The following is a 19,468-nucleotide window of genomic DNA, read 5'->3' as shown; positions in this document are numbered from 1 at the left end:
GTTATCTCGTCTGCCCGATCCCGTTGGATCCTGGTGATCCTAGGAACCTCATTGCCAGGTCCCGCAGGGTGTCCAGCGACGCCTTGAAATCCACCTCCGCCGTGAGGGCATAAACCACATATCCCCTGACCCGCTGCGCAACAGGGGTGTTTATTGTATTGATGTAGCCGAGGGCCCAGAATATAGCAAGCGCCACGAGGGTATTCCGGAAGAACCTCCAGAATCTCACGGTCCCTCCCCCTTCATCCGGGCATGCGGCGGTTACGTCGTTGATGGTTGGCGATAGTTGGCGTGGTTGGACGTTGGACCGCCAGTAAAAATATACGCGAGGTGGCACACCTCTATTACAAGCCGGGTAGACCTGTAGACCTGATTCATTTCCAGCCAGGTACCCCCCGCGATCGCGACGGCTGGAGATGGCTGAGCGGCTCAGTGCAGGACGTTCAGCTCGGTAACCTGCGCCGACACCCTGACATCCACCTCGACGCCGGGAAATATTTCATCCCATGTCCTGGGCGACCACTCGCGCGGGTAGGTTCGCCGGACCAGCTCGCCGAAACTTACCGCATCGGATTTGAGCTCCCTCTGAAGCTTGTGAATCATGGATTCGACCATGAGCTTAATTTTCTTCTCAGTTCGCTCTTTTATCAACTCGTGGATCTCATACCCACGACGGCCATTGACTACGAGGTGAATCCCCTCCGTCCCCTGGAGATTGCCAACCACCTTGAATGTGAGACGGATTCTGTAATTACCGCCCTCCTTCCAGACCTTCTTCGCGACCTTGACATAGGTCATCATTATTGTAGCCTTCTTCCCGGGGATTTCGTCTGATATGTCGACGACGATATAGCCTCCCTTGCCGAGGCCCATGGTCCAGATAAATGCCGTTGCATCGCTTCGCTCCAGCCAGCCTACGAGCTTATCGTTCCTAAAGATGCCGAACCCGGATATTATGAATCTATCCTGGCTCTCGGGGCTCTGGGGCCCCTTGCTACCCCAATCTCCACCCCCCTGGCCGCCGCCCCCGCCCTGGCCACCCTTGGGGGGCTTGCCCTTGACGCCGATAATACGCGGCAGGAAGAGCTCCCTGCTTGGATTCCAGGCCATGCTATAAGCATCCCAGAGTTCGACCCTCGCTGAGGTGGTCAAATCAAGCCCATCCTTGTACAGATATCGTTCCACATAAACAACTGGGAAAATCTCCAACGGCGGGTTTACCCCCATGAGATCCCTGGCCTTGCCCTTTGAAACCAGGATAATGGCAGTGACATCCGCCAGACTGGTCCTAAACATATCGTCCAGCACCTGGCCGACCCCCCTCCGGGCAAGACCCTCTCCGAGCACGATCTCGCGGAGATGGCCCAGGTCTACGTTCTTATCAGTTGTCTCCCCCAGCGCCCCTATAGCCTGAGCAACGGTCGAACCTTTGGCCGAATAGAGCGCAAAGGCCGGCCCTCCTCCTCCACCCCCGCCCATGGTGCCGCCTCCCGCGATACCCCTTGGGATAGGTGAGTGTGCTATGATCTCAATCTTGCCATCATCGGTCATGTCAACCCCGAGGCTTGTTACGAACGCCCTGTGATCGATCTCCACCACGTCCCAGCACCCCGAGAGAGTGACCAGCAGCAAGACCAGGAGACTGCAGAGCCCCAGGAGGCGCACCCTGCGTGCTGCTACCCTATGCACCGCGATTCCCCCTCTTGCCAGATACCACGGCCACCAGCAGGGTGATCGCGGGCACTATTATGGTGGCTATCCATCCAAGGAGATAATAGACCCGGACCCAATAAAAATGGAAATCCGTATATGACCTCGGAGCTACGGCGAGTATTATAATAATTGGGATGAGCGCGATAAGCGGAACCCTGTAATCCTTGAGGTGAAACATCTCGGCCACGCATACCGACGCGCAGTAAACCAGGAGCGAGGTGCTGATGGTGCCCATGAGCTGCCACGCCACTGTGGCGAAATAAAGGAGCTTCTCCACGGGAAACCCTGAGAAACGGGCCACCCGGACCGTAGCCCAGAAAGGCCAGAGCAGCACCTTTGCAACCGGCATCCCGAAGATCATAACGGGATACGCGAAGGTGATCGCGAAAAAGGTCCCCGCAAGCGTTACTGCGCCCAGGGATATGACTTTCGCCTTTTCCTCATTAACAAATGATGGATAGAGAATGTATAGGAAGGCGTGCACCCGCAGCATGAAAGCGGCAAGCCAGAAAGCGGGGGACCCGTACGCTTTGATGGGAAAGGTGAATACCGGCGCAAGGTTCCCAACCTCAACCCAACCGAGCGGTGCGACCACCAGGAAGATTACAAGAGGGATGAGGACTAGAAGGGAGATCTCCGCAAACATCGCAAACCTCTCAACGCCGATCCACACCGCGTAGATAACGCTCAGGGCGCCAACGGCGAATATAGCTTCAGACGGCGTTTCGGTCAAAAGCGAGACCTTCATAGCCCTCGCCAGGAGAAAGCTGTCGGTCGCCGCCGCGAGCGTGTACCAGGAGGCTAGCAGGCCTGAGGCGACAAAACCGAGGGCCGGGCCCAGCGCCTGGCGGCTACACCCCACATATGTACTGCCTCCAAACCGCCTCCCTAGCCTCACAGCCAGAAACGTGGCAGCAACAGAGATTATGAAGCTGGCCAAGATGAGCTGCCACCCGCCGTAACCTAGTATCTGGTAAGTATCGGAAGGGGCGACGAACACCACCGTGGATGTCGTTGCGATAGTGAAGAGCCAGAACACCTGCCAGCTGGTCAGCTGTCCTTTACTTGGCCGCTCTCCATCCACCTCTACCTCACCCTCCTTACATATTACACATTGTCCCCAATTCCCCGAGCCTCACCTTATTCTTCAACTCTTGCCTTTTCGTCCCGCCTCCGGTGCGCCGGCCGCCCCTGGGCGATTACGGGCCTGGACCTCCTCAGTCTGGGCAAGAAACGTCCGAGGCCGCCGTGAGATGATGCTCCACCATGGGGCGCGTATGAACACGTCCCTGATGAAATCGGCTGGCTTAAATGGGCCAAGTGGCGTAAGATATGGCACTCCAAACGAATCTTGAGCCACCAGAAAAAGCAGCAGGAAGATAAAGGCTGCACTCAACCCGTAGAGACCGAATACGGCCGCGAAGAATGTAAAAAGGAACTTTGATATCCTCCACGCGAGCGCAAGCTCGTAATTTGGCGTTACGAAGATCCCTATAGCTGTCGCGGCGACTACGATTATCATGATATTGCTTATGATCCTCGCCTGGGCTGCCGCGGTGCCGATGATAAGGCCACCGACGACCGTTGCGGACGCGCCGATGTATGTTGGCAGCCTGGTGCTCGCCTCCGAGAGCAGCTCCATGGCGATATCCATTATCAGCACCTCAACAAACGCCGGGTAAGGTATCCCCTCGCGCGACGCAGAGATGGCCATGGCCATTCCAAGCGGGATCACGTCGGGGTTCACCGCCGCGAGGGCTACATACAGGCCTGGCAGGAAGAGGCCGAGGGCCCAGCCTACCAGCCGTATGATCCTTATATATGTCGCTATCGGTGAGCGGTGGTAGTAGTCATCCGATGCCTGGAAGAATGTCGTCAGGACGGCCGGCACCACCAGGACAAACGGCGAATTATCGATGACGATGGAGATCTGCCCCTGCAGGAGCCCCCCCGCCACCCTGTCAGGCCGCTCGGTGGAGAGCGCCTTGGGGAAGAGCGACATGGAGCCCTTGGTAAGGAGCTCCTCCAGGGAGCCGGTCCCGAAGACCTGGTCGGCCTTGATTCCCTTGATCTTCTCCTCGAGCATGGACACAATATTTGAGTCTGCAACCCCATCGATATAGACCAGGGCGATATGCGTAGGGTTGAGCGACCCGATCTTGAGTGAGCGGATTATGAGATTGGGATCGTTGATTCTCCGCCTGATCAGGGCGGTATTTGTGCGTATATTCTCGACGAAGCCGTCCCTCGGGCCGCGCACCGCTGGCTCGGATATGGGCTGCTGGACGGAGCGTTGCTGCCAGCCTTTGAGGTTAACGCTCACGGCCTTCGAGTAGCCGTCGAATATGAGGGCCGCGTTCCCTGAGAGTATATCTCCGAAGATATCCTTCACGGACTCGAGCTCCATGACCTCGGAGAGCTGGAGGATGTAATCCATAATCGCCTTGGGGATATCCTCCTTCGGCACATTGGCGATCTTGTCATCCCGCGCGCGGTACATCAGGGACTCGAGGATATCGCGGTCCATGGCAGCCCGGTCCGTCATGCCGTCAACGGAGATCACCGCAACCCTTGCATCCTTGCGGCCCGCCACATTCAGGACGCGTATTATGATATCATCGCTTCGGCCGAGCGTGCCCTTGATCATCTGGAGGTCCCTATCAAGATTTCCCGTGAGCTTTTCAGGCGGCCGTGGAGGCCCCTGGTGCTTGCTGGACATAGCAGCGCTCTTAACAGCGCTCTGTGCTGCCCGCTTTCCTGTCTGACCCGGCGGTCTGCCCCCGCCCCTGCCCGCGCCACCTGGTAACCTATTCCTTAACTTCTTCAATCCACCCCAAATTCCCATCAATGAAGCCTCCGCACTTAACTTCAATTCCTGCTCCGGGGTGCCAGCCCCTTGGGATCATCCGTCGAGCGTCCCGCCCCGATATTCATAAAAACTGGAGCCGGCAATATTATCATTGCCGACTCCAGACTACTGCTATTCTTCCATTTCCCCTTGGCGCATTCCCTTTGTGAATTTATTTGCCCACCGGACCAGGTGGAAGGAATAATAGGGCGAATAGCACAAACAAGACAAACAGGTTCTCTACCTGGCGCGATACAAGCTGGTTGACCTCGGCTCGCATCGCCGCCACGTCCAGTGTCCCGCGCTCTGAGGCTACGGAAGGCTTCTCGACCAGGCTTAGGAACATATCAATGAGAGCCTGGCCATGCGGGGTTGCGAAGGGTTTTAGAGCAGACACCAACGCCAGTTCTTCCGAACTCATCGCCTGGGCCATCAAGCATCCCCCCTCCAGACTGGTCTCCATACTAATCTATAAGAATCCACCGGGCCTTCTCTGACACCAATCGAATAGGCCAGATCGAGTTAGCCCGCGCTCTGCTTCCATTGCCGCCGCCAGTCAAGGGACTTTCGCGCAAGCTTCTTCCCGCCGTCACCCTCGCCTGCTATCCCTCCGATGCCTGCCGGCCTCTCTTTCTTCTCCAGGGTGCCCTCCAGCGCACCCGCTCCCTCATCGACCCCATCACCTTCAACCGAGCGCCCTTCGCGCCCGCCTGCATCCAGGGGCAGCTCTTTTACACGCCTGGCATCCTCAGGCTCATAACCGGCTGCTCGCGCTCGCGGCATCTCCAGCAGTTGCGGCTGCGGTGCGCGTCGCGTGGACAGTTGCTCGGCCCCGGTGGCTCCGGATTTCGCTGCGGCTGCGGATGCCCTAGCCTTCGCAAGACGTGCACTGAGCATGCTCATTGTTGCCAGCAAGTCAAAGAGGCCCAGGGTCACCAGCAGCTGGCCCGTATCAACCCTCTCCTGCTCAAGCTTCTTGAGCATCTCGAGCGCCATCAATAGTTCCGAACTGTCCATCGCCGCTTACCCCTCTCCCCCCGAATCCTTCTGGTCCTTCTGCGCCGCCTGACCCGCCGTCTGGCCCTGCCCGGAGCCTGCTGCGCCTTTTTGTTTCATATACGCGGAAAGAAGGTTTATAAGCGCGGGTAGCATGCTGGGATTTATCTTCGATCCGAGCTGGCTTGCAAGCATATTCATAAGAGCGCTCATATCAGGCGCCTGGCTCTGTGTCTGGCTCTGGCCGGCGCGTCCCGCGAGATTCCCTATAAGCTCCCCCAGGGCCTTCAAGTCGGTCGGTAGCTTACTGTCAGCAGCAACGGAGCCGGGGACCGCCGCAGCCGCGGGGCCAGTCCCAGCCCCTGCACCTGTCCATGCACCTGCATCTATCCCTGCGCCCTGGCTGCGCATCGGGGCCCCGGTGTTGAGAAAGCTCACAATGCTCAGCAGGTTGAGCAGGGCAAGGACCCCTATCAGGACCTCGGAATCCAGAGTGCCTTGAGCTTGAGAATTCATAAGGCTCATAAGAATATCCATCAGGCTCCGGTTATTCTCATCCGGCATCATCCGTCCCCCTCACTGCATGACTCTAACCCTGTTCCCCTGGCCTTATTCCGGGCTTCCTGAGAAGAGCTTCCCTACTTCATTCCCTATAAAGAGCTTACCCACCTCGTTGGCTATCAGTACTCGCGACTTCATGAAGGCCTCGTTGATCGTATGCACCAGCAGCTTCTGGATATCCGCCGCGCTCCTGGTACGAAGCATCGAAGGATTCAGCTCGATGCTAACCACCTCCTGGCAAGCGTTTACCACGACCCTGACATCCCCACCATCGCTTACTACCTCAACTGTCTTCGCCTGGAGATCCTTCTGGAGCTGGGAGGCGTTCTCGTGCATCTTCTGAATCCCCGAGAAAAGATTGCTCAAGTCCTGACTCATAGGGTTATCTCTCCCTCCTTTAGGCCGTTCATTAGAGTATATTCACGCCCCCCATCTTATGTACCTTCTATGTACCTTCCACGTTGCCCCGGCAGCGTTCAAAACATCGGTAAAACCATACCGCACAGGCACGCACAGGCATGATGCAATGATTATCTCCATTTATATTCGGGAGATCACGCAACTCACACTTCAGCGAGCATCACCATATTATGTATTGACCTGGGCACAAAGCTACCAGGCGAAAAGCTTACGAAGGGAGGCCCCGTAGATGAAGGCAATGTCTCCTGATTGGTGGTTCTGGATTATCATCTTGGTGATATTCTTTCTCTTCTTTTTCTTCTTCCTCTTCCCGCTCGAGACGGCGAAGGAGCCATAAAGCTTGAGATTTCGCCCCGGATGCCATCAGGTGCGCGGGTAAGAAAGGACCGGCTCTCGTCGGATCGACGTGAGCCGGTCCTTTCTTACGATTCCGGGCTCGCCCCCGGCTGCGGAACCTGTGGACCGTTCCCTGGTTCCTCTTCCTTTATGGAATCCTTTACCCCTATAGAATCCTTTACACCCCCTGAGGCCGAAATTGACCCACCGGCCTCCGCTGGCTGGCCCGGTTCCGGTTTCCCCCCCGAGCCTTCCTTTCCCGAGCCGAGCCTCAAAACGAAGGAATCGAAGGCTGACAGGGCAGCCACCCCCACCAAAATGTAGGTCAACGCAGGGCTGACAGTGGGTACGCTTTGCTGAGTATCCCGCATCCACATGAGATAGCCCCCCCTTTTTATGGTTATTACATAAACATATTATGAATGAGAAGATAAAGGCGTCACGCCTGGAACCTCCTGGGTCACCAGGCCATATTATGTAGTGACCGTATGGTAGTGATCACTATAGTGATCACAGGCAATACTTGAGGTAAAGGGGGCCTGGCAATGGAAACCAAGGGTGTGATCTTCTGGTGGTGGATATGGATACTTGCCATCATTTTCCTCCTATTCCTGATCTTCTAGGAAACTTTGCTCAATCGCTGCCTTAGCCATCGACCATCGCCTTAACTCGCGGCTGCCTACCTATATCTGGCTTCCTGGGTGAAGGCCTGGACTTGTTGCCGCCTGGCTGTCAACCGGGCCAGCGCTGGATGTTGCACTGGAGGAGGGATCACGGTATGCCCCGGGCTCAACAGGGTAATAAGTTGATATTCTTCCTGCTCCTAATCCTATTACTCTTCTTCCTATTCCTCCTGGCTCCGGGCGATGAAGCAAATAACCCTGCCCCGGCGCCATCCAGGGGGTAGGGTCAGGGTGACCTCAGGGCCCACGCCGGCAGTATAGGGCTCGACCCGCAGTGAGCGCCTCAAGCGCCTCCGGGTAGAACCAGCGGTGCAACCGGCCGGCCATACCAACGGTATGCGGATATGCAATATGCAGCCTGCAGTATGCATTTGCAGGCGTGGGCCCTCACGCCTGACATCTACCAAACGCTTAACATGTACCAATGAATCCCGTAAGCCCGGGAACAACCAATCAGAGGCAACTAGTCAGCGCACTATACTATACTGCCTGATGTTAAACTTTTGTTAACGCCCGCCTGGCATATGCACTCCCTAGACTTCAAAGCCATATTATGGAACTATCCCATCGGGACTCTAAATCGGGACTCCAATGTGGGATAAGGAGGTTGGCACCAGCCTATGGTAAGAAAGGGCTACATCAAGAGGGTCTTCCCTGGAGGCAATACACCCCAGGGGTTCTATTCCTTCTACGACCAGATCATTACCCCAAACGCAACCCGCATACTGGTCATCAAGGGAGGCCCTGGCGTCGGCAAGTCCACATTTATGCGCAAGATAGCGGAAGCAATGGTGGACCGCGGATATGATGTCGAGTTGCACCACTGTTCGTCAGACAACGGCTCGCTCGATGGCGTCGTTATCCCGGTCATCGGCGTGGCACTGATCGATGGCACAGCTCCACATGTATATGACCCCCGTACGCCCGGTGCCGTCGACGAGATCATCCACCTGGGCGATTACTGGGATGAGGCCCAGATCCGCAAGCATAAGGAGGAGATTCTCGAAGCAAATGGGAATATAGCGAGGCTTTTTGAACATGCCTACCGGTTCCTGAGGGCGGCCAAGGCGGTTTACGACGACTGGGAGGCATGCAACCTCAAGGGGATGGATTTTGGAAAGGCAAATAAAAAGGCCGAGCAGATAATCAGGGAGATCTTCGGCACCCGGCCTGCGTCATCCATAGTTGGCCGGGCGAGGCATTTATTCGCCAGCGCCATAACCCCGGACGGCCTGATGAATTACCTGGATACGATCGTCGGCACCTGCCAGATGAAATACATTATCGAGGGCGACCCCGGGACCGGGAAATCAACGCTCCTCTATAAGGTTGCGACCGCAGCTATAGAACGGGGCCATGATGTAGAATTCTACCACTGCCCACTCAACCCCGAGAAGGTTGAGCATGTCGTCATCGCAGACCTCGGAGTTGCCCTGACCAAATCGATCGAGCCGCATACTTACACCCCTGCGCCTGAAGATACTATAATCGACATGAATGAGTGCCTGTCCCCGTCCATAACCACCAGATTCTCATCGATAATGGTCGAGGATCGCGAGATATTCGAGCGGCTCTTCAACCGCGCAATCCGCTTCATTGGTGAGGCAAAGACCGAGCACGACCGGATGGAATCCTTCTATACGCCGGCGATGGATTTCGATGGCATCACGGAGCTGCGAGAACAGATTCTGGCGCGCATATTGAGGTATGCAGCTGAGGTATCACCGGCTTCTTCCGCGGCGGGCGATTAGCCCGCCGCTCACCTATCATCAGCCCTGCGCCCGCCTGCACTTCTATCCCATCCTACGCAGCCCCCATTCTACGCAGCGCTCCCTAGACACGTAGCGCCTCCTACGCGGCGCTATCCGCCCTCCGCAGCCGCCAGGCCTTGCCCGCCTCCATAAACGCCTGGATGTTCTCGAGCGGCGTCTCGAGCGGCAGGTCGCACCCTGTGCTCAGGATGAAGTTGGGATAGGGCTCCATCGCCTCAAGCAGGTTATTCACCGCCTTCTTAACCCCATCTGGCTTCTCATTCACCATCACCCGGACCGGGTCGATATTGCCTATCAACACCACATCGCTCCTCACCCTTGGGGCCACTGCAGGGAAATCAACCACGGAATCAAGGCTCAAGCCCTGAACCCCCGTATCGCACATGGCCTCAATCAAGTGAGTGGTATTCCCGCAGATGTGTAGTATAGTCATGGCATCAAGGAACCTCACGATCCTGCTCACTGATGCACCCGAGAACCTGGAAAACGCCTTCGGCGAGAGGAAGGTTGCCGTGGGCTCGAGTATCGCGATCATGTCCGCTCCAGCCCGGATTAGCTCCTTGGCGTAACGAACGATGATGTTCTCGGCAAAGTTCACCACCGATAAAACCAGGTCGGGCTCGGTAATGGTGGCCGTGGCGATCTCGACCGCGCCCATCAAGAGGCCGGCCAGGGTAAACGGGCCGATTACGTAGCCGCCTTTGGGCAGGTCGAGGCTCCTCGCCATGAGCTTCATCGTCTCGATATAAGATTTCACTCGCGCGTCAAATAAAGGATCGAGAACCTGGTATTGCTCGAGATCAGCGACGCTTTTTACAGGGTGGTGCTCTACGGTTGCCGACTCGCTTAGCGGGTAGCGGACCTGGAGCCCGAGGGCCCCCGCCTCGACGGACAGGTCCATCATGAAGAAGATGGCATCAGGGTCGAACCTCTCAACCAACTTGTAGACGGATCTGTAGTGAAGGTCGCTGTTGAACTCGTTTTGTCTTATTGTGGAGTTTGTGAGATGGGCACCGGGATAGCCCATCAATGGAATGACAAGACGCCTCGGGGATTGCCTTACAATGTCTATTAACCGCACCTTGAAACGTCCCTCCCACCAATGTTTACAGGATTCCTCTAAAGTTATCGAAAACTCTAGTATAAAAAATTATATCACAAACTGGATTCCTGCCAAGCACCACTATCCATCTAGTCCAACCATCTATCCATCTGTCTATCTACCCATCCCCCCTCGCCGGCAGCTCTGCCACAATGGTCCCGGCGAGGATGAGGATAGATCCCAGCACCCCCCTCATCCCGAGCGCCTCTCCGAAGAAGACACGGGCGAAAATCGCGGTAAATACAGGCTCAGTGGAGAAGATAATTGCCACGCGCGTCGGAGTCGTGAACCTCTGGGCGGCGTTCTGTATAAAAAACGCCAGGGCTGTGCCGAAAACCCCCAGAAATAATATTGCCACCCAGGTCCTCGGGGTGACACTCCTGAAGTCCATGGCCCACCAGCCAGCGAGCCTGCACGGCAAGTCAGGGAGGTTGAGGCCCCTGTCGAAGCCCCTCATCAAGCCCTGTACGGAATCCCACATGATCGCCGCTACGACTGCCTCAATAGCGATCTCGGCCCAGCTTATTATCGCCACGGTAGCCATCTGGATGAGGACGAGCAGCGGCACATCCAGGGAGGGGGCGTATCTACCTACAAAGACTATGTGCAGAGCAAAGGCAATAGCCCCCATGAAGATTATAATATCCCCCGCATTCACGAGGAGCCCACCCACGGCATGGCCGCCGGCCCCCGCTCCCGGGCCGGGGTGAAGGGTCAGGAGCGCGAGGCCGAGCATGGCGAGGCCGGCCCCTATGAGAGATAACGCCGTAGGCTTCTGCTTCAACACGAGAGCGGCGAAGAGCGGGACCATCACAACTGAAAGGGCTGTTATGAAGGCGGCCTTTGAAGCCGATGTATATTCAATGCCAACGGTCTGTAGGATGAACCCGCTAAACAGGATCACCCCTATAAGGCTACCGGCGGCAAGAAGGCGCCTGTTTATGAATCGGAGGCGCGGCGCCATGACGGCGCCCAATAACACGGTTGCGGCAAGAAACCTCGTCGCGACCAGCACTATTGGCGGCACAGTCCGGACAATGTCTTTAACCAGGACAAAAGCCGAGCCCCATATTAATGTGACGATGAGTAATGAGGCATCAGCCCATGCCCTGGCCTTTTTCATTCCCCTTTAGCTGCCCCCCTGCCATGCCTTGCCTTCTCTACCTGTGCATAATCTATCATCTATCTATCCATCATCTATCTATATCCACACTCTCCCTATATTCATATTCTCCGCACATTCTGTACCCCGTATCCACCATTGCCTGCCTGTATCCTCTTATTACCCGCCACCATATTGGCGAATAGCAGACTCCATCAGCGAATAGCGAATCACGCGCTGCTGTCGCCGCTTCCGCCCTGGAGCCTCTCCCGCAGTAGCCTCGTCGCGACTTGGGGGTTGGCCCGCCCCCGGGTCTTGCGCATAACCTGGCCGACCAGAAAGGTGATCGCCTTGTCCTTGCCTGACGCGACATCCGCTACGGGCCCGGGGTTCTCGGCTATAACCTGGTCTATAACGCCCAGAAGCTGGCTTTCATCGGCTATCTGCACGAGGCCCTTCTCCTCCACAACCTCCCGGGCGGCCTTGCCCGTCCTGAACATCTCCTCGAACACGGTCTTGGCGATCTTGCCGGTGATGACCCCATCATCAATGAGCTCCAGCATCTCGACGAGGCCTTCCGGGGTTATGAGCACCTCGCTGATATCCTTGCCGGACTCATTCATGAGACGCGATAGCTCGCCCATTATCCAGTTGCTTACGACCTTGGGATCCCTGTAGCTCCTGGCACACGCCTCGAAGAAGTCGGCCATGGCCCTGGACTCCGTTATGAGGTCGGCATCATACTCCGGGAGGCCGTACTCCACGATGAACCGCTCCTTACGCGCGCCCGGCAGCTCGGGCAGCTCTCCGCGGACCCGCTCGACCCATTCGCGCCCAATGACCATCGGTACGAGGTCCGGCTCGGGGAAGTAGCGGTAGTCATGCGCCTCCTCTTTGCTTCGCATCGGGACGGTGACGCCCCTTGCCTCATCCCAATGCCGCGTCTCCCGGACGACCCGCTCCCCTCGCCTCAGGGCGTTTATCTGGCGCTCCGCCTCGAATTCAAGGCCCCTCTCCACGGCGCGGAACGAATTAAGGTTCTTCAGCTCGGTCTGCGCCCCGTACTGGATGCTGCCTCGAGGCCGCACCGAAATGTTTGCATCACAGCGTAGCGACCCCTCCTCCATCTTGCAGTCTGATACGCCGATATACTGCAGGATGGACCTCAGCGTACTGAGATATACATACGCCTCCCTGGGCGATCGTATATCGGGCTCGCTCACTATCTCGAGGAGCGGGATGCCCGTGCGATTGTAATCCTCCAACGAGAAGCTGGACTCGAGTATATTCTGCCCCTCATGGATGGATTTCCCCGCCTCCTCCTCGAGGTGAACGCGCCTTATCCTGATTCTCCTCTCGCTAGAAATATCAATATAGCCATTCCGGCATAGGGGGAGGTCATACTGGGATATTTGGTAGTTCTTAGGAAGATCGGGGTAGAAATAGTTCTTCCGGTCAAACTTGCTGAACTCGGCGATCTCGCAGTTCAAAGCGAGCCCCGCGCGAATGGCGAACTCCACGGCCTTCCGGTTGATCACCGGGAGGACGCCGGGCATGCCCAGGCAGATGGGGCATACATGGGAATTGGGGGCCGCGCCGAATTTTGTGCTGCACCCGCAGAACATCTTCGACTCTGTTTGAAGCTCGGCGTGGACCTCGAGCCCGATTACCACTTCATATTCGCCATACTCTCCTCCGCCATAATCTCCGCCGTATTCTCCATCATACTCTCCATTGCCACTGTATCCTACGGCCGTACCGATGCCACTGCCGATCACGTTCGTGCCGCTGCCGGTGTCGCTGCTGTCGCTGCTATTGCTGCTATTAAAGCCACTATTCATGGCGAATTCCACCTCCTACGCCGCCCCTGACCTTATCCTCGTCTCTATCCCGTATCCTACTGTCCTGTATCCCACTGTCCGGGGTCCCCTCGTCAACACCCGCAGGCCGTCTCCTCTTGAGCCTCGCCAGAATCCCGGCAAGAATCCCGGCACCACCTGTTGCCTGCTCAAAGGCGTAGGCCGCCCTGATGATGGTGCCCTCGTCAAAATGTTTTCCGAGAAGCTGGAGCCCTACGGGCATTTCATCGCTGCCAAAACCACACGGTATCGAAAGGCCCGGCACGGCCACTAGGTTGGCCGTGATTGTGTAGATGTCAGTCAGGTACATAGACAGCGGGTCGTCCATTTTTTCTCCAATTTTAAACGCAACTGTCGGCGAGGTAGGCGAGATAATGAAATCGCACTTTTCAAAGGCCGCCTCGAAATCCCTCACCAGCAGCGTGCGGACCTTCAAAGCCTTCAGGTAGTATGCATCGTAGTAGCCCGAGCTCAGCGCGTAAGTTCCGAGCATGACGCGGCGCTTCACCTCTGCCCCGAATCCCTCGCGCCGCGTGCGCCTGGTCATGGTAACCGAGTCCGGCTGGCCCTGAGCCCTGTAGCCGTACTTGACGCCGTCGTAGCGGGCGAGGTTGGAGCTCGCCTCGGCGGGCGCCACCAGGTAGTACGCGGCAAGGGCATATTCAGAGTGCGGGAGCGATACCTCTACAGGGATGGCGCCCAGGCCCTCAAACGTCTTTATCGCGTTATCGATGGCAGCCCTGACATCGTCGTCCAGCCCCTTGCCGAAATACTCCCTTGGAATGCCGAAGCGCAAGCCCTTGACCTCGGGCACCAGGAAACTCGTATAATCCGGGTGCTGCCTGTCCACCGAGGTGGAATCGCAGGGATCATACCCGGCGATGGCGTTCATGACGATCGCGCAATCCCTCACGTCCTTTGTCAGCGGCCCGATCTGGTCGAGGGACGACGCGAACGCGACAAGGCCATACCGGGATACGGCGCCGTATGTAGGTTTGAGGCCGACAACGCCGCAGTATGATGCGGGCTGCCGGATGGAGCCTCCTGTATCCGAACCCAGCGCCACGATGGTCTCACCGGCCGCCACGGCGGCTGCGCTTCCCCCGCTCGAGCCGCCGGGCACCCTCGAGAGATCCCAGGGGTTTCGCGTCGTGAAGAACCCGGAATTCTCCGTCGAGGACCCCATGGCAAACTCGTCCAAGTTAGTCTTCCCTATAGCTATAGCCCCGCACCTTCTCAGGCGCTCAACGACGGTGGCGTCATATGGCGGAATGAAATCCTTCAGTATCTTCGAGGAACATGTCGTCCGGACCCCGCGCGTGCACAGGTTATCTTTGAGGGCAACGGGGATTCCGGTGAGGGGCCCCACATCCTCGCCCCTCCGGATCCTTTCATCGGCCTCTCTCGCCTGGTTGAGCGCCTCATCCCGGGTCAACGTGACAAAGGCCCTCACGTCCGGCTCGACCTCATCTATCCTGCGATAGACCGACTGGACTATCTCCTGTGAGCTGATTTCCCCCCTGATGAGCATATCATGCAGGGCATGAGCGGTGAATTCATTCAACTCATTCAACGGCCTTGATGTCAAAAGGAACCCGGCCCCCTTTCCAGAATCTAGCACGAAAATCAGAAAATCACCTGGCACTTATACCTTGACACTATATTGATACTATATCCAAGATACGGCTCACTCGCGGGCTTGTCAAGCTCCGAGTCAGGATGACAGAGCGGTAGAGTGGCAGGCTTCAGGGCTCGAGGCTTCTCTGGTCAGGATCAAAGCATCAGGGCCGCTTTCACACCCGCACCCAGAGGGCTTTCTTGCTTGTGGAGACCCCCAGTGCGCCGGTGGCCAGGACGGCATCAAGTTCCTCGCGAGTCTCGATGAGGCCGCCACCTATGAAGGGAGGGAGGGCGCGAACAGGGAGCCTATGAACCACGGCTGGCAGCACGAGCCCGGGCAACACCTCAACAGCGTGGGGATTTGTCGACTGCACCACATTAACCCCAGTCTTGAGGGACTCCGAGTCAAGGAGGAACAGCCGCTGCACGGCGATGAGCCCCTCAGCCATGGCCGCCCTCACCAGGGCATTGCGGGTGGTCAAGATGCCGTCGACGCCGATCTCCTCCGCGAGGAACCGCATCCCGGCCTTATCCTTGCCGATCCCGTCTATGAGGTCGACATGGCCGAATATGATCCTGCCCCCGGCTCTGGCGCGCGCCACAGCCTCCCGGAGGTCGAATATCGTGCCGGTCAGAAGGAATATGACATCCAGCCCCGAGCGGATGGCCACATCGACATCCTTCAAGCTCTTTACACCGGCGATGACAGGGTTCGCCCGCAGCCGGGATATGAATTCATCCACAGAACATGTCATTTCACAGCGCTCCTTCATGCCCAGGAACCATGCCATCGTAACCGGCATGGCCGGGAACGATATCGACATCATGATCGTGACCAGGACCAACATGGAGGCTGGCAGTTGCAATCACATCGACCCCCGAGCCCAGGATATCCCCGACGATTATATCGCCGATCTCGAGCGGCTCCCTCACCTCGACCCTTGCCAGCTCACGCGCTGCAGGCAACAGGAGGTCCCTGGGGATGGGCGAGCTCGTCCGGACGGGAATGAACACATCGGGGCCGCCCGCAACCTTCGCCCGCACCGTCGTAGTTAGGGTTCGCTTCGGAGCCGTAAATTCCTCCATCGCATAGGCCACACCTCGCTTGCATTTATTCCCTTTTACCTCGAGGCCTTCGGTCTCGCCGCCGCCGTCAGCGCCAGCGCCAGCCAGCGCGCCAGCCGCCTCCCCCGCTGTAGCCGCCGTCGCCATTGCCATCGCCGTTGGCATCGCCGTCGCCGTCGCCATCTTCCTGACCTCTATCTCACACCCCACGGGGCAGATGGTGCATATGACCTGCATGGAATCTCCATGCGCTGCCTTACTCGCTATGCCACCTGCTATGCTATTACTGCTACTTGCTATGCTACTACTCTTGCTACCGCTCCCCGCCCTGGCCTTCAGCCTAGCAGCCACGCGCCTGCGCTGGACCTGCTGAATTCCCGGCCTGCCAAATTCCAGGCGGCCCCCCAAGTGCGGGCGTGTCGCCTCCGTGGCATGCGTCGCCTCCATAGCATAAAGCCCTGCCTCACGCCCGGCACGCTCACCCTCATCGCTTACATCGTCAACCAGCTCGTTGACGTGCAAGACATTGCCACATGCAAATATCCCGCTCACGCTCGTCTGAAAGTCCCCCGTCACGGCTGGGCCGCCCGTCAGGGGGTCGATCTCCACGCCAGCCATCCGGGAGAGCTCGTTTTCGGGGATCAAGCCGACCGAAAGAAGAACCGTGTCACACTGGATATACCGCTCGCTCCCCGGGACCGGGTTTCCGCCATTATCTACCTCGGCCACGGTCACGCCGGTTACCCGGTCCTTCCCGTGAATCTCGATTACGGTATGGCTGAGGTAAAGCGGGATACCGAAATCATCCAGGCATTGCACGATGTTTCGCACGAGGCCGCCAGGATAGGGCAATATCTCGAATACGCCCGCGACCTCGACCCCCTCGATGGCGAGCCGCCTCGCCATGATGAGACCGATATCGCCGGACCCAACGATGACGGCGCGCCGGCCCGGCAGGTAGCCTTCGATGTTCACCAGCCTCTGGGCGGTTCCGGCCGTGAATATACCGGCCGGCCTGGTGCCAGGTATGCGGATCTGGGCCCTGGTGCGCTCGCGGCAACCCATGGCGAGGATGACCGCCCCCGGCACGAGGCTGACCAGGCCATACCTGTCGCTCACAGCCGTGATGTGTCGATCCGCGCCCAGCTCGATGACCATTGTGTCGAGCAATACCTTGACCCCCAGGCGCTCCACCTTTCTAATGAAGCGATCGGCATACTCCGGCCCCGTCAATTCCTCCTTGAACCTGTGAAGCCCGAAACCGTGGTGGATGCACTGCGGCAGTATGCCCCCCAGGCGCTCGCCGCGCTCCAGGATGAGCACTCGGTCGGGATCAACGCCGGCATTGCATGCCCCGATCGCCGCGGCCAATCCCGCGGGGCCGCCCCCGATTATCGCGACATCGATATCCGGTTTGGCAACTATATTATTCATATCACGGCACCCCTCTATAATTCACTGACCCAAGTGTGAGTCCGAGATTACCGACACTTTTCCTTACTCGCATGCCTTCAATATCGTCTTGTAACAAGGAAGGACTCGTCCCCGCGCTTCGTGAGCCTCTCCATGGGAACCCCCAGCTCCCTGGACAGGATACTCATCACCCGCGGCGTGCAGAACCCGCCCTGGCACCTGCCCATGCCCGCCCGCGTCCTGAATTTCACCCCGTCCAGGGTGCGCGCCCCGCGCCTTATAGTGTCCACGACCTCGGCCTCGGATACGAGCTCACACCGGCATACGATCCGGCCGTAGGCGGGATCCCTCGCTATAGCTGCCCTTCTCTCCGCAGCGCTCATCTCCCGGAACCCCGGCGCCGGGCGCCGTTCCGGATTGAAGGAACGCTTGGGCCTCAGGGCCATTTCCTCCCCGATCATGCTGGCGACCATCCTGGCTATGGCCGGCGACGCCGTGAGGCCGGGCGACTCTATCCCGCAGACGTTCATGAAGCCCCTCACGCCCGGCGAACGCTCTATTATGAAGGAGTGCCGGTCCGAGGCCGCCCTCAACCCTGCAAATGAGGCTATGATATCCCTGGAATCGATGGATGGCACGAGGTCGCGCGTGGCCCTGAATATCTCATCAAACCCGGCACGCGTCGTCCCGAGATCGTGCTTTGATTCCACCTCCACGGCGGTGGGCCCGATCATGATATTCCCGTCCGCGGTCGGGATCACGAGTATGCCCTTGGAGTTGGGCGTCGGCATCGGGAATATCGTCCGGGTGACCAGCGCCCCGACCCGCCGGTCGAGGATGTACTCCTCCCCCTTCCGGGGGATGATCCGGAATGGGCGCTCCCCTCCAGCGAGCGCCGCCACATCGTCGCCAAACAACCCCGCAGCGTTGATTACATAACGCACAATTATGTCCCCGCGCGAGGACCTCAGCCGCTTCAAACCCAGATTCCGGTTCAAACTCGGATTGGAACTCAGATTGCCGCCATCCTCAATTATCATGCCCCATACCTCGCAGCCCGTCATGAAACGCACCCCGTTGGCCTGGGCATTCTCGGCCAGGGCCATGGTCAGCTCGTAGGGGGACACAACCCCGGCGGTCGGGGCGTAGAGTCCAGCTACAACCTCGCGCGAGAGGCCGGGCTCCAGATCTAGGACCTGCTGGCCGCTTAGGATCTCGAGGCCCGGCACGCCGTTGTATATCCCCTGCGCGCGAAGGCGCTCGAGCTCGGCTATATCCCGAGCGGTCTTTGTGACGAGGAGCGAGCCATTGCGCCTAAAGGGCACCGAGAGCTCCCCGCAGAGTCCGTCGAACAACCTGTTTCCTTCAACGCAGAGCCTGGCCTCCAGGGTGTCCCTCTCCGAGTGAAACCCCGCATGGACGATGCCGCTATTGGCCTTGCTCGTCCCAAAGCCCACCTCGGCCTCCTTTTCAATAAGCACCACATTCAGTTCATACCTGGATAGCTCGCGCGCTATGGAGCATCCAACCACCCCGCCGCCTATTATGGCAATATCCGCAATCCCGCAGGCCGCGCTCCTGATCCCCGTTCCCATGTCTCATCAACCCCTTTTCAGCCCTCACTTAAAACCGCCGGCTACCTCGCCTGAAAATCACCGACTAAAATGTCAGCATCGTCCGCCCCACACGATGTTTAAAACCAGCATCGTCCGCCGGGAATAGTGTCTGCCACCGGCATCGCCCATCCCAAGGGTTATAAGTGCTAAGAAAAAATTAGAGTTCCGCCAGCGGGGCAAAACCAGCACAAACTAAGCTGGTAAACCCGCGCCAGACGGAACTCTCCATAAATCTCCGGTTCCGCAACCAGACGCCCGATCAGTAACCAGTTAATCCCAACTAGTTAATCCTGTAACAATAATAATCCTCCATCAATAATAATATTCGCGACCCCCGTCTGAAATCCTCTAAAAATCACCTC

The 19,468-nt window shown here is 57.9% G+C and carries 17 protein-coding genes; 1 reads left to right on the top strand and 16 read right to left on the bottom strand.

Translation table 11 applies throughout. The features are described from left to right. Position 1: 1 nt before the first annotated feature. The 9 genes from HPY71_15275 to HPY71_15235 form a co-directional block, all read right to left on the bottom strand. A complete protein-coding gene (locus tag HPY71_15275; GenBank protein NPV54852.1) occupies positions 2 to 229 on the bottom strand; it encodes a hypothetical protein in 228 nt (75 codons plus the stop codon). 200 nt (positions 230 to 429) lie between these two features. Next, the gene (locus HPY71_15270; GenBank protein ID NPV54851.1) at positions 430 to 1,689 is read right to left on the bottom strand and encodes a Ger(x)C family spore germination protein; all 1,260 of its coding nucleotides are present in this window, start codon (positions 1,687 to 1,689) and stop codon (positions 430 to 432) included. After that, positions 1,682 to 2,797: a GerAB/ArcD/ProY family transporter gene (locus HPY71_15265; GenBank protein ID NPV54850.1), complete on the bottom strand. Its 1,116-nt coding sequence runs from the start codon at positions 2,795 to 2,797 to the stop codon at positions 1,682 to 1,684. Before HPY71_15265 ends, HPY71_15270 begins: the two co-directional genes overlap by 8 nt. Before the next feature lie 63 nt (positions 2,798 to 2,860). Continuing rightward, positions 2,861 to 4,558, bottom strand: a complete 1,698-nt coding sequence (locus tag HPY71_15260; GenBank protein ID NPV54849.1) for a spore germination protein — start codon at positions 4,556 to 4,558, stop codon at positions 2,861 to 2,863. Positions 4,559 to 4,733: 175 nt separating this feature from the next. Further along, the gene (locus HPY71_15255) at positions 4,734 to 4,994 is read right to left on the bottom strand and encodes a hypothetical protein (protein NPV54848.1); all 261 of its coding nucleotides are present in this window, start codon (positions 4,992 to 4,994) and stop codon (positions 4,734 to 4,736) included. A gap of 89 nt (positions 4,995 to 5,083) precedes the next feature. Further along, the gene (locus HPY71_15250; GenBank protein ID NPV54847.1) at positions 5,084 to 5,578 is read right to left on the bottom strand and encodes a hypothetical protein; all 495 of its coding nucleotides are present in this window, start codon (positions 5,576 to 5,578) and stop codon (positions 5,084 to 5,086) included. Between the two features lie 6 nt (positions 5,579 to 5,584). After that, complete coding sequence (locus HPY71_15245) at positions 5,585 to 6,121, bottom strand: hypothetical protein (GenBank protein NPV54846.1); 537 nt, start codon at positions 6,119 to 6,121, stop codon at positions 5,585 to 5,587. A 45-nt stretch (positions 6,122 to 6,166) separates the two neighbouring features. Beyond that, positions 6,167 to 6,496, bottom strand: a complete 330-nt coding sequence (locus HPY71_15240) for a YbaB/EbfC family nucleoid-associated protein (protein NPV54845.1) — start codon at positions 6,494 to 6,496, stop codon at positions 6,167 to 6,169. A 464-nt stretch (positions 6,497 to 6,960) separates the two neighbouring features. Beyond that, a complete protein-coding gene (locus HPY71_15235; protein ID NPV54844.1) occupies positions 6,961 to 7,245 on the bottom strand; it encodes a hypothetical protein in 285 nt (94 codons plus the stop codon). 932 nt (positions 7,246 to 8,177) lie between these two features. Here HPY71_15235 and HPY71_15230 point away from each other — a divergent pair. After that, on the top strand, positions 8,178 to 9,308 hold the full coding sequence (locus HPY71_15230) for a hypothetical protein (protein ID NPV54843.1): 1,131 nt from the start codon (positions 8,178 to 8,180) through the stop codon (positions 9,306 to 9,308). Between the two features lie 100 nt (positions 9,309 to 9,408). On the opposite strand, the gene HPY71_15225 is transcribed toward HPY71_15230, so the two are convergent. The 7 genes from HPY71_15225 to HPY71_15195 form a co-directional block, all read right to left on the bottom strand. After that, a complete protein-coding gene (locus HPY71_15225) occupies positions 9,409 to 10,356 on the bottom strand; it encodes a hypothetical protein (protein NPV54842.1) in 948 nt (315 codons plus the stop codon). Positions 10,357 to 10,549: 193 nt separating this feature from the next. Then, positions 10,550 to 11,554 carry a DMT family transporter gene (locus HPY71_15220; GenBank protein ID NPV54841.1) on the bottom strand — a complete coding sequence of 335 codons (1,005 nt, stop codon included), beginning with the start codon at positions 11,552 to 11,554 and terminating at the stop codon, positions 10,550 to 10,552. 209 nt (positions 11,555 to 11,763) lie between these two features. Further along, positions 11,764 to 13,374, bottom strand: coding sequence for an Asp-tRNA(Asn)/Glu-tRNA(Gln) amidotransferase subunit GatB (gatB, locus tag HPY71_15215; GenBank protein ID NPV54840.1), 1,611 nt, complete (start codon positions 13,372 to 13,374; stop codon positions 11,764 to 11,766). Next, positions 13,367 to 14,923 carry an Asp-tRNA(Asn)/Glu-tRNA(Gln) amidotransferase subunit GatA gene (gatA, locus tag HPY71_15210; GenBank protein NPV54839.1) on the bottom strand — a complete coding sequence of 519 codons (1,557 nt, stop codon included), beginning with the start codon at positions 14,921 to 14,923 and terminating at the stop codon, positions 13,367 to 13,369. The genes gatB and gatA overlap by 8 nt, the downstream gene beginning before the upstream one ends. A 262-nt stretch (positions 14,924 to 15,185) precedes the next feature. Then, on the bottom strand, positions 15,186 to 15,767 hold the full coding sequence (locus tag HPY71_15205; protein ID NPV54838.1) for a glycerol-3-phosphate responsive antiterminator: 582 nt from the start codon (positions 15,765 to 15,767) through the stop codon (positions 15,186 to 15,188). Between the two features lies 1 nt (position 15,768). Beyond that, complete coding sequence (locus HPY71_15200) at positions 15,769 to 17,511, bottom strand: FAD-dependent oxidoreductase (GenBank protein NPV54837.1); 1,743 nt, start codon at positions 17,509 to 17,511, stop codon at positions 15,769 to 15,771. A 77-nt stretch (positions 17,512 to 17,588) separates the two neighbouring features. Further along, positions 17,589 to 19,085 (bottom strand): NAD(P)/FAD-dependent oxidoreductase, encoded by a 1,497-nt coding sequence (locus tag HPY71_15195; protein ID NPV54836.1) that lies wholly within the window; start codon positions 19,083 to 19,085, stop codon positions 17,589 to 17,591. Positions 19,086 to 19,468: the final 383 nt, after the last annotated feature.

The sequence above is a fragment of the Bacillota bacterium genome, assembly GCA_013178125.1.
In the GTDB taxonomy this organism is placed as follows: Bacteria; Bacillota; SHA-98; order Ch115; family JABLXJ01; genus JABLXL01.
The sequence above is the reverse complement of the archived record's forward strand: the minus strand, read 5'-3'. Positions and strand labels throughout refer to the sequence as shown.

Coding starts and splice junctions, on each gene's coding strand:
- HPY71_15245 (NPV54846.1), bottom strand. CDS start 6,121: ATGCCGGATGAGAATAACCGGAGCCTGATGGATATTCTTATGAGCCTT.
- HPY71_15255 (NPV54848.1), bottom strand. CDS start 4,994: ATGGCCCAGGCGATGAGTTCGGAAGAACTGGCGTTGGTGTCTGCTCTA.
- HPY71_15240 (NPV54845.1), bottom strand. CDS start 6,496: ATGAGTCAGGACTTGAGCAATCTTTTCTCGGGGATTCAGAAGATGCAC.
- gatA (NPV54839.1), bottom strand. CDS start 14,923: ATGCTCATCAGGGGGGAAATCAGCTCACAGGAGATAGTCCAGTCGGTC.
- HPY71_15250 (NPV54847.1), bottom strand. CDS start 5,578: ATGGACAGTTCGGAACTATTGATGGCGCTCGAGATGCTCAAGAAGCTT.
- HPY71_15260 (NPV54849.1), bottom strand. CDS start 4,558: ATGGGAATTTGGGGTGGATTGAAGAAGTTAAGGAATAGGTTACCAGGT.
- HPY71_15225 (NPV54842.1), bottom strand. CDS start 10,356: ATGGGCTATCCCGGTGCCCATCTCACAAACTCCACAATAAGACAAAAC.
- HPY71_15235 (NPV54844.1), bottom strand. CDS start 7,245: ATGCGGGATACTCAGCAAAGCGTACCCACTGTCAGCCCTGCGTTGACC.
- HPY71_15200 (NPV54837.1), bottom strand. CDS start 17,511: ATGAATAATATAGTTGCCAAACCGGATATCGATGTCGCGATAATCGGG.
- HPY71_15205 (NPV54838.1), bottom strand. CDS start 15,767: ATGACATGTTCTGTGGATGAATTCATATCCCGGCTGCGGGCGAACCCT.
- HPY71_15230 (NPV54843.1), top strand. CDS start 8,178: ATGGTAAGAAAGGGCTACATCAAGAGGGTCTTCCCTGGAGGCAATACA.
- HPY71_15195 (NPV54836.1), bottom strand. CDS start 19,085: ATGGGAACGGGGATCAGGAGCGCGGCCTGCGGGATTGCGGATATTGCC.
- gatB (NPV54840.1), bottom strand. CDS start 13,374: ATGAATAGTGGCTTTAATAGCAGCAATAGCAGCGACAGCAGCGACACC.
- HPY71_15220 (NPV54841.1), bottom strand. CDS start 11,554: ATGAAAAAGGCCAGGGCATGGGCTGATGCCTCATTACTCATCGTCACA.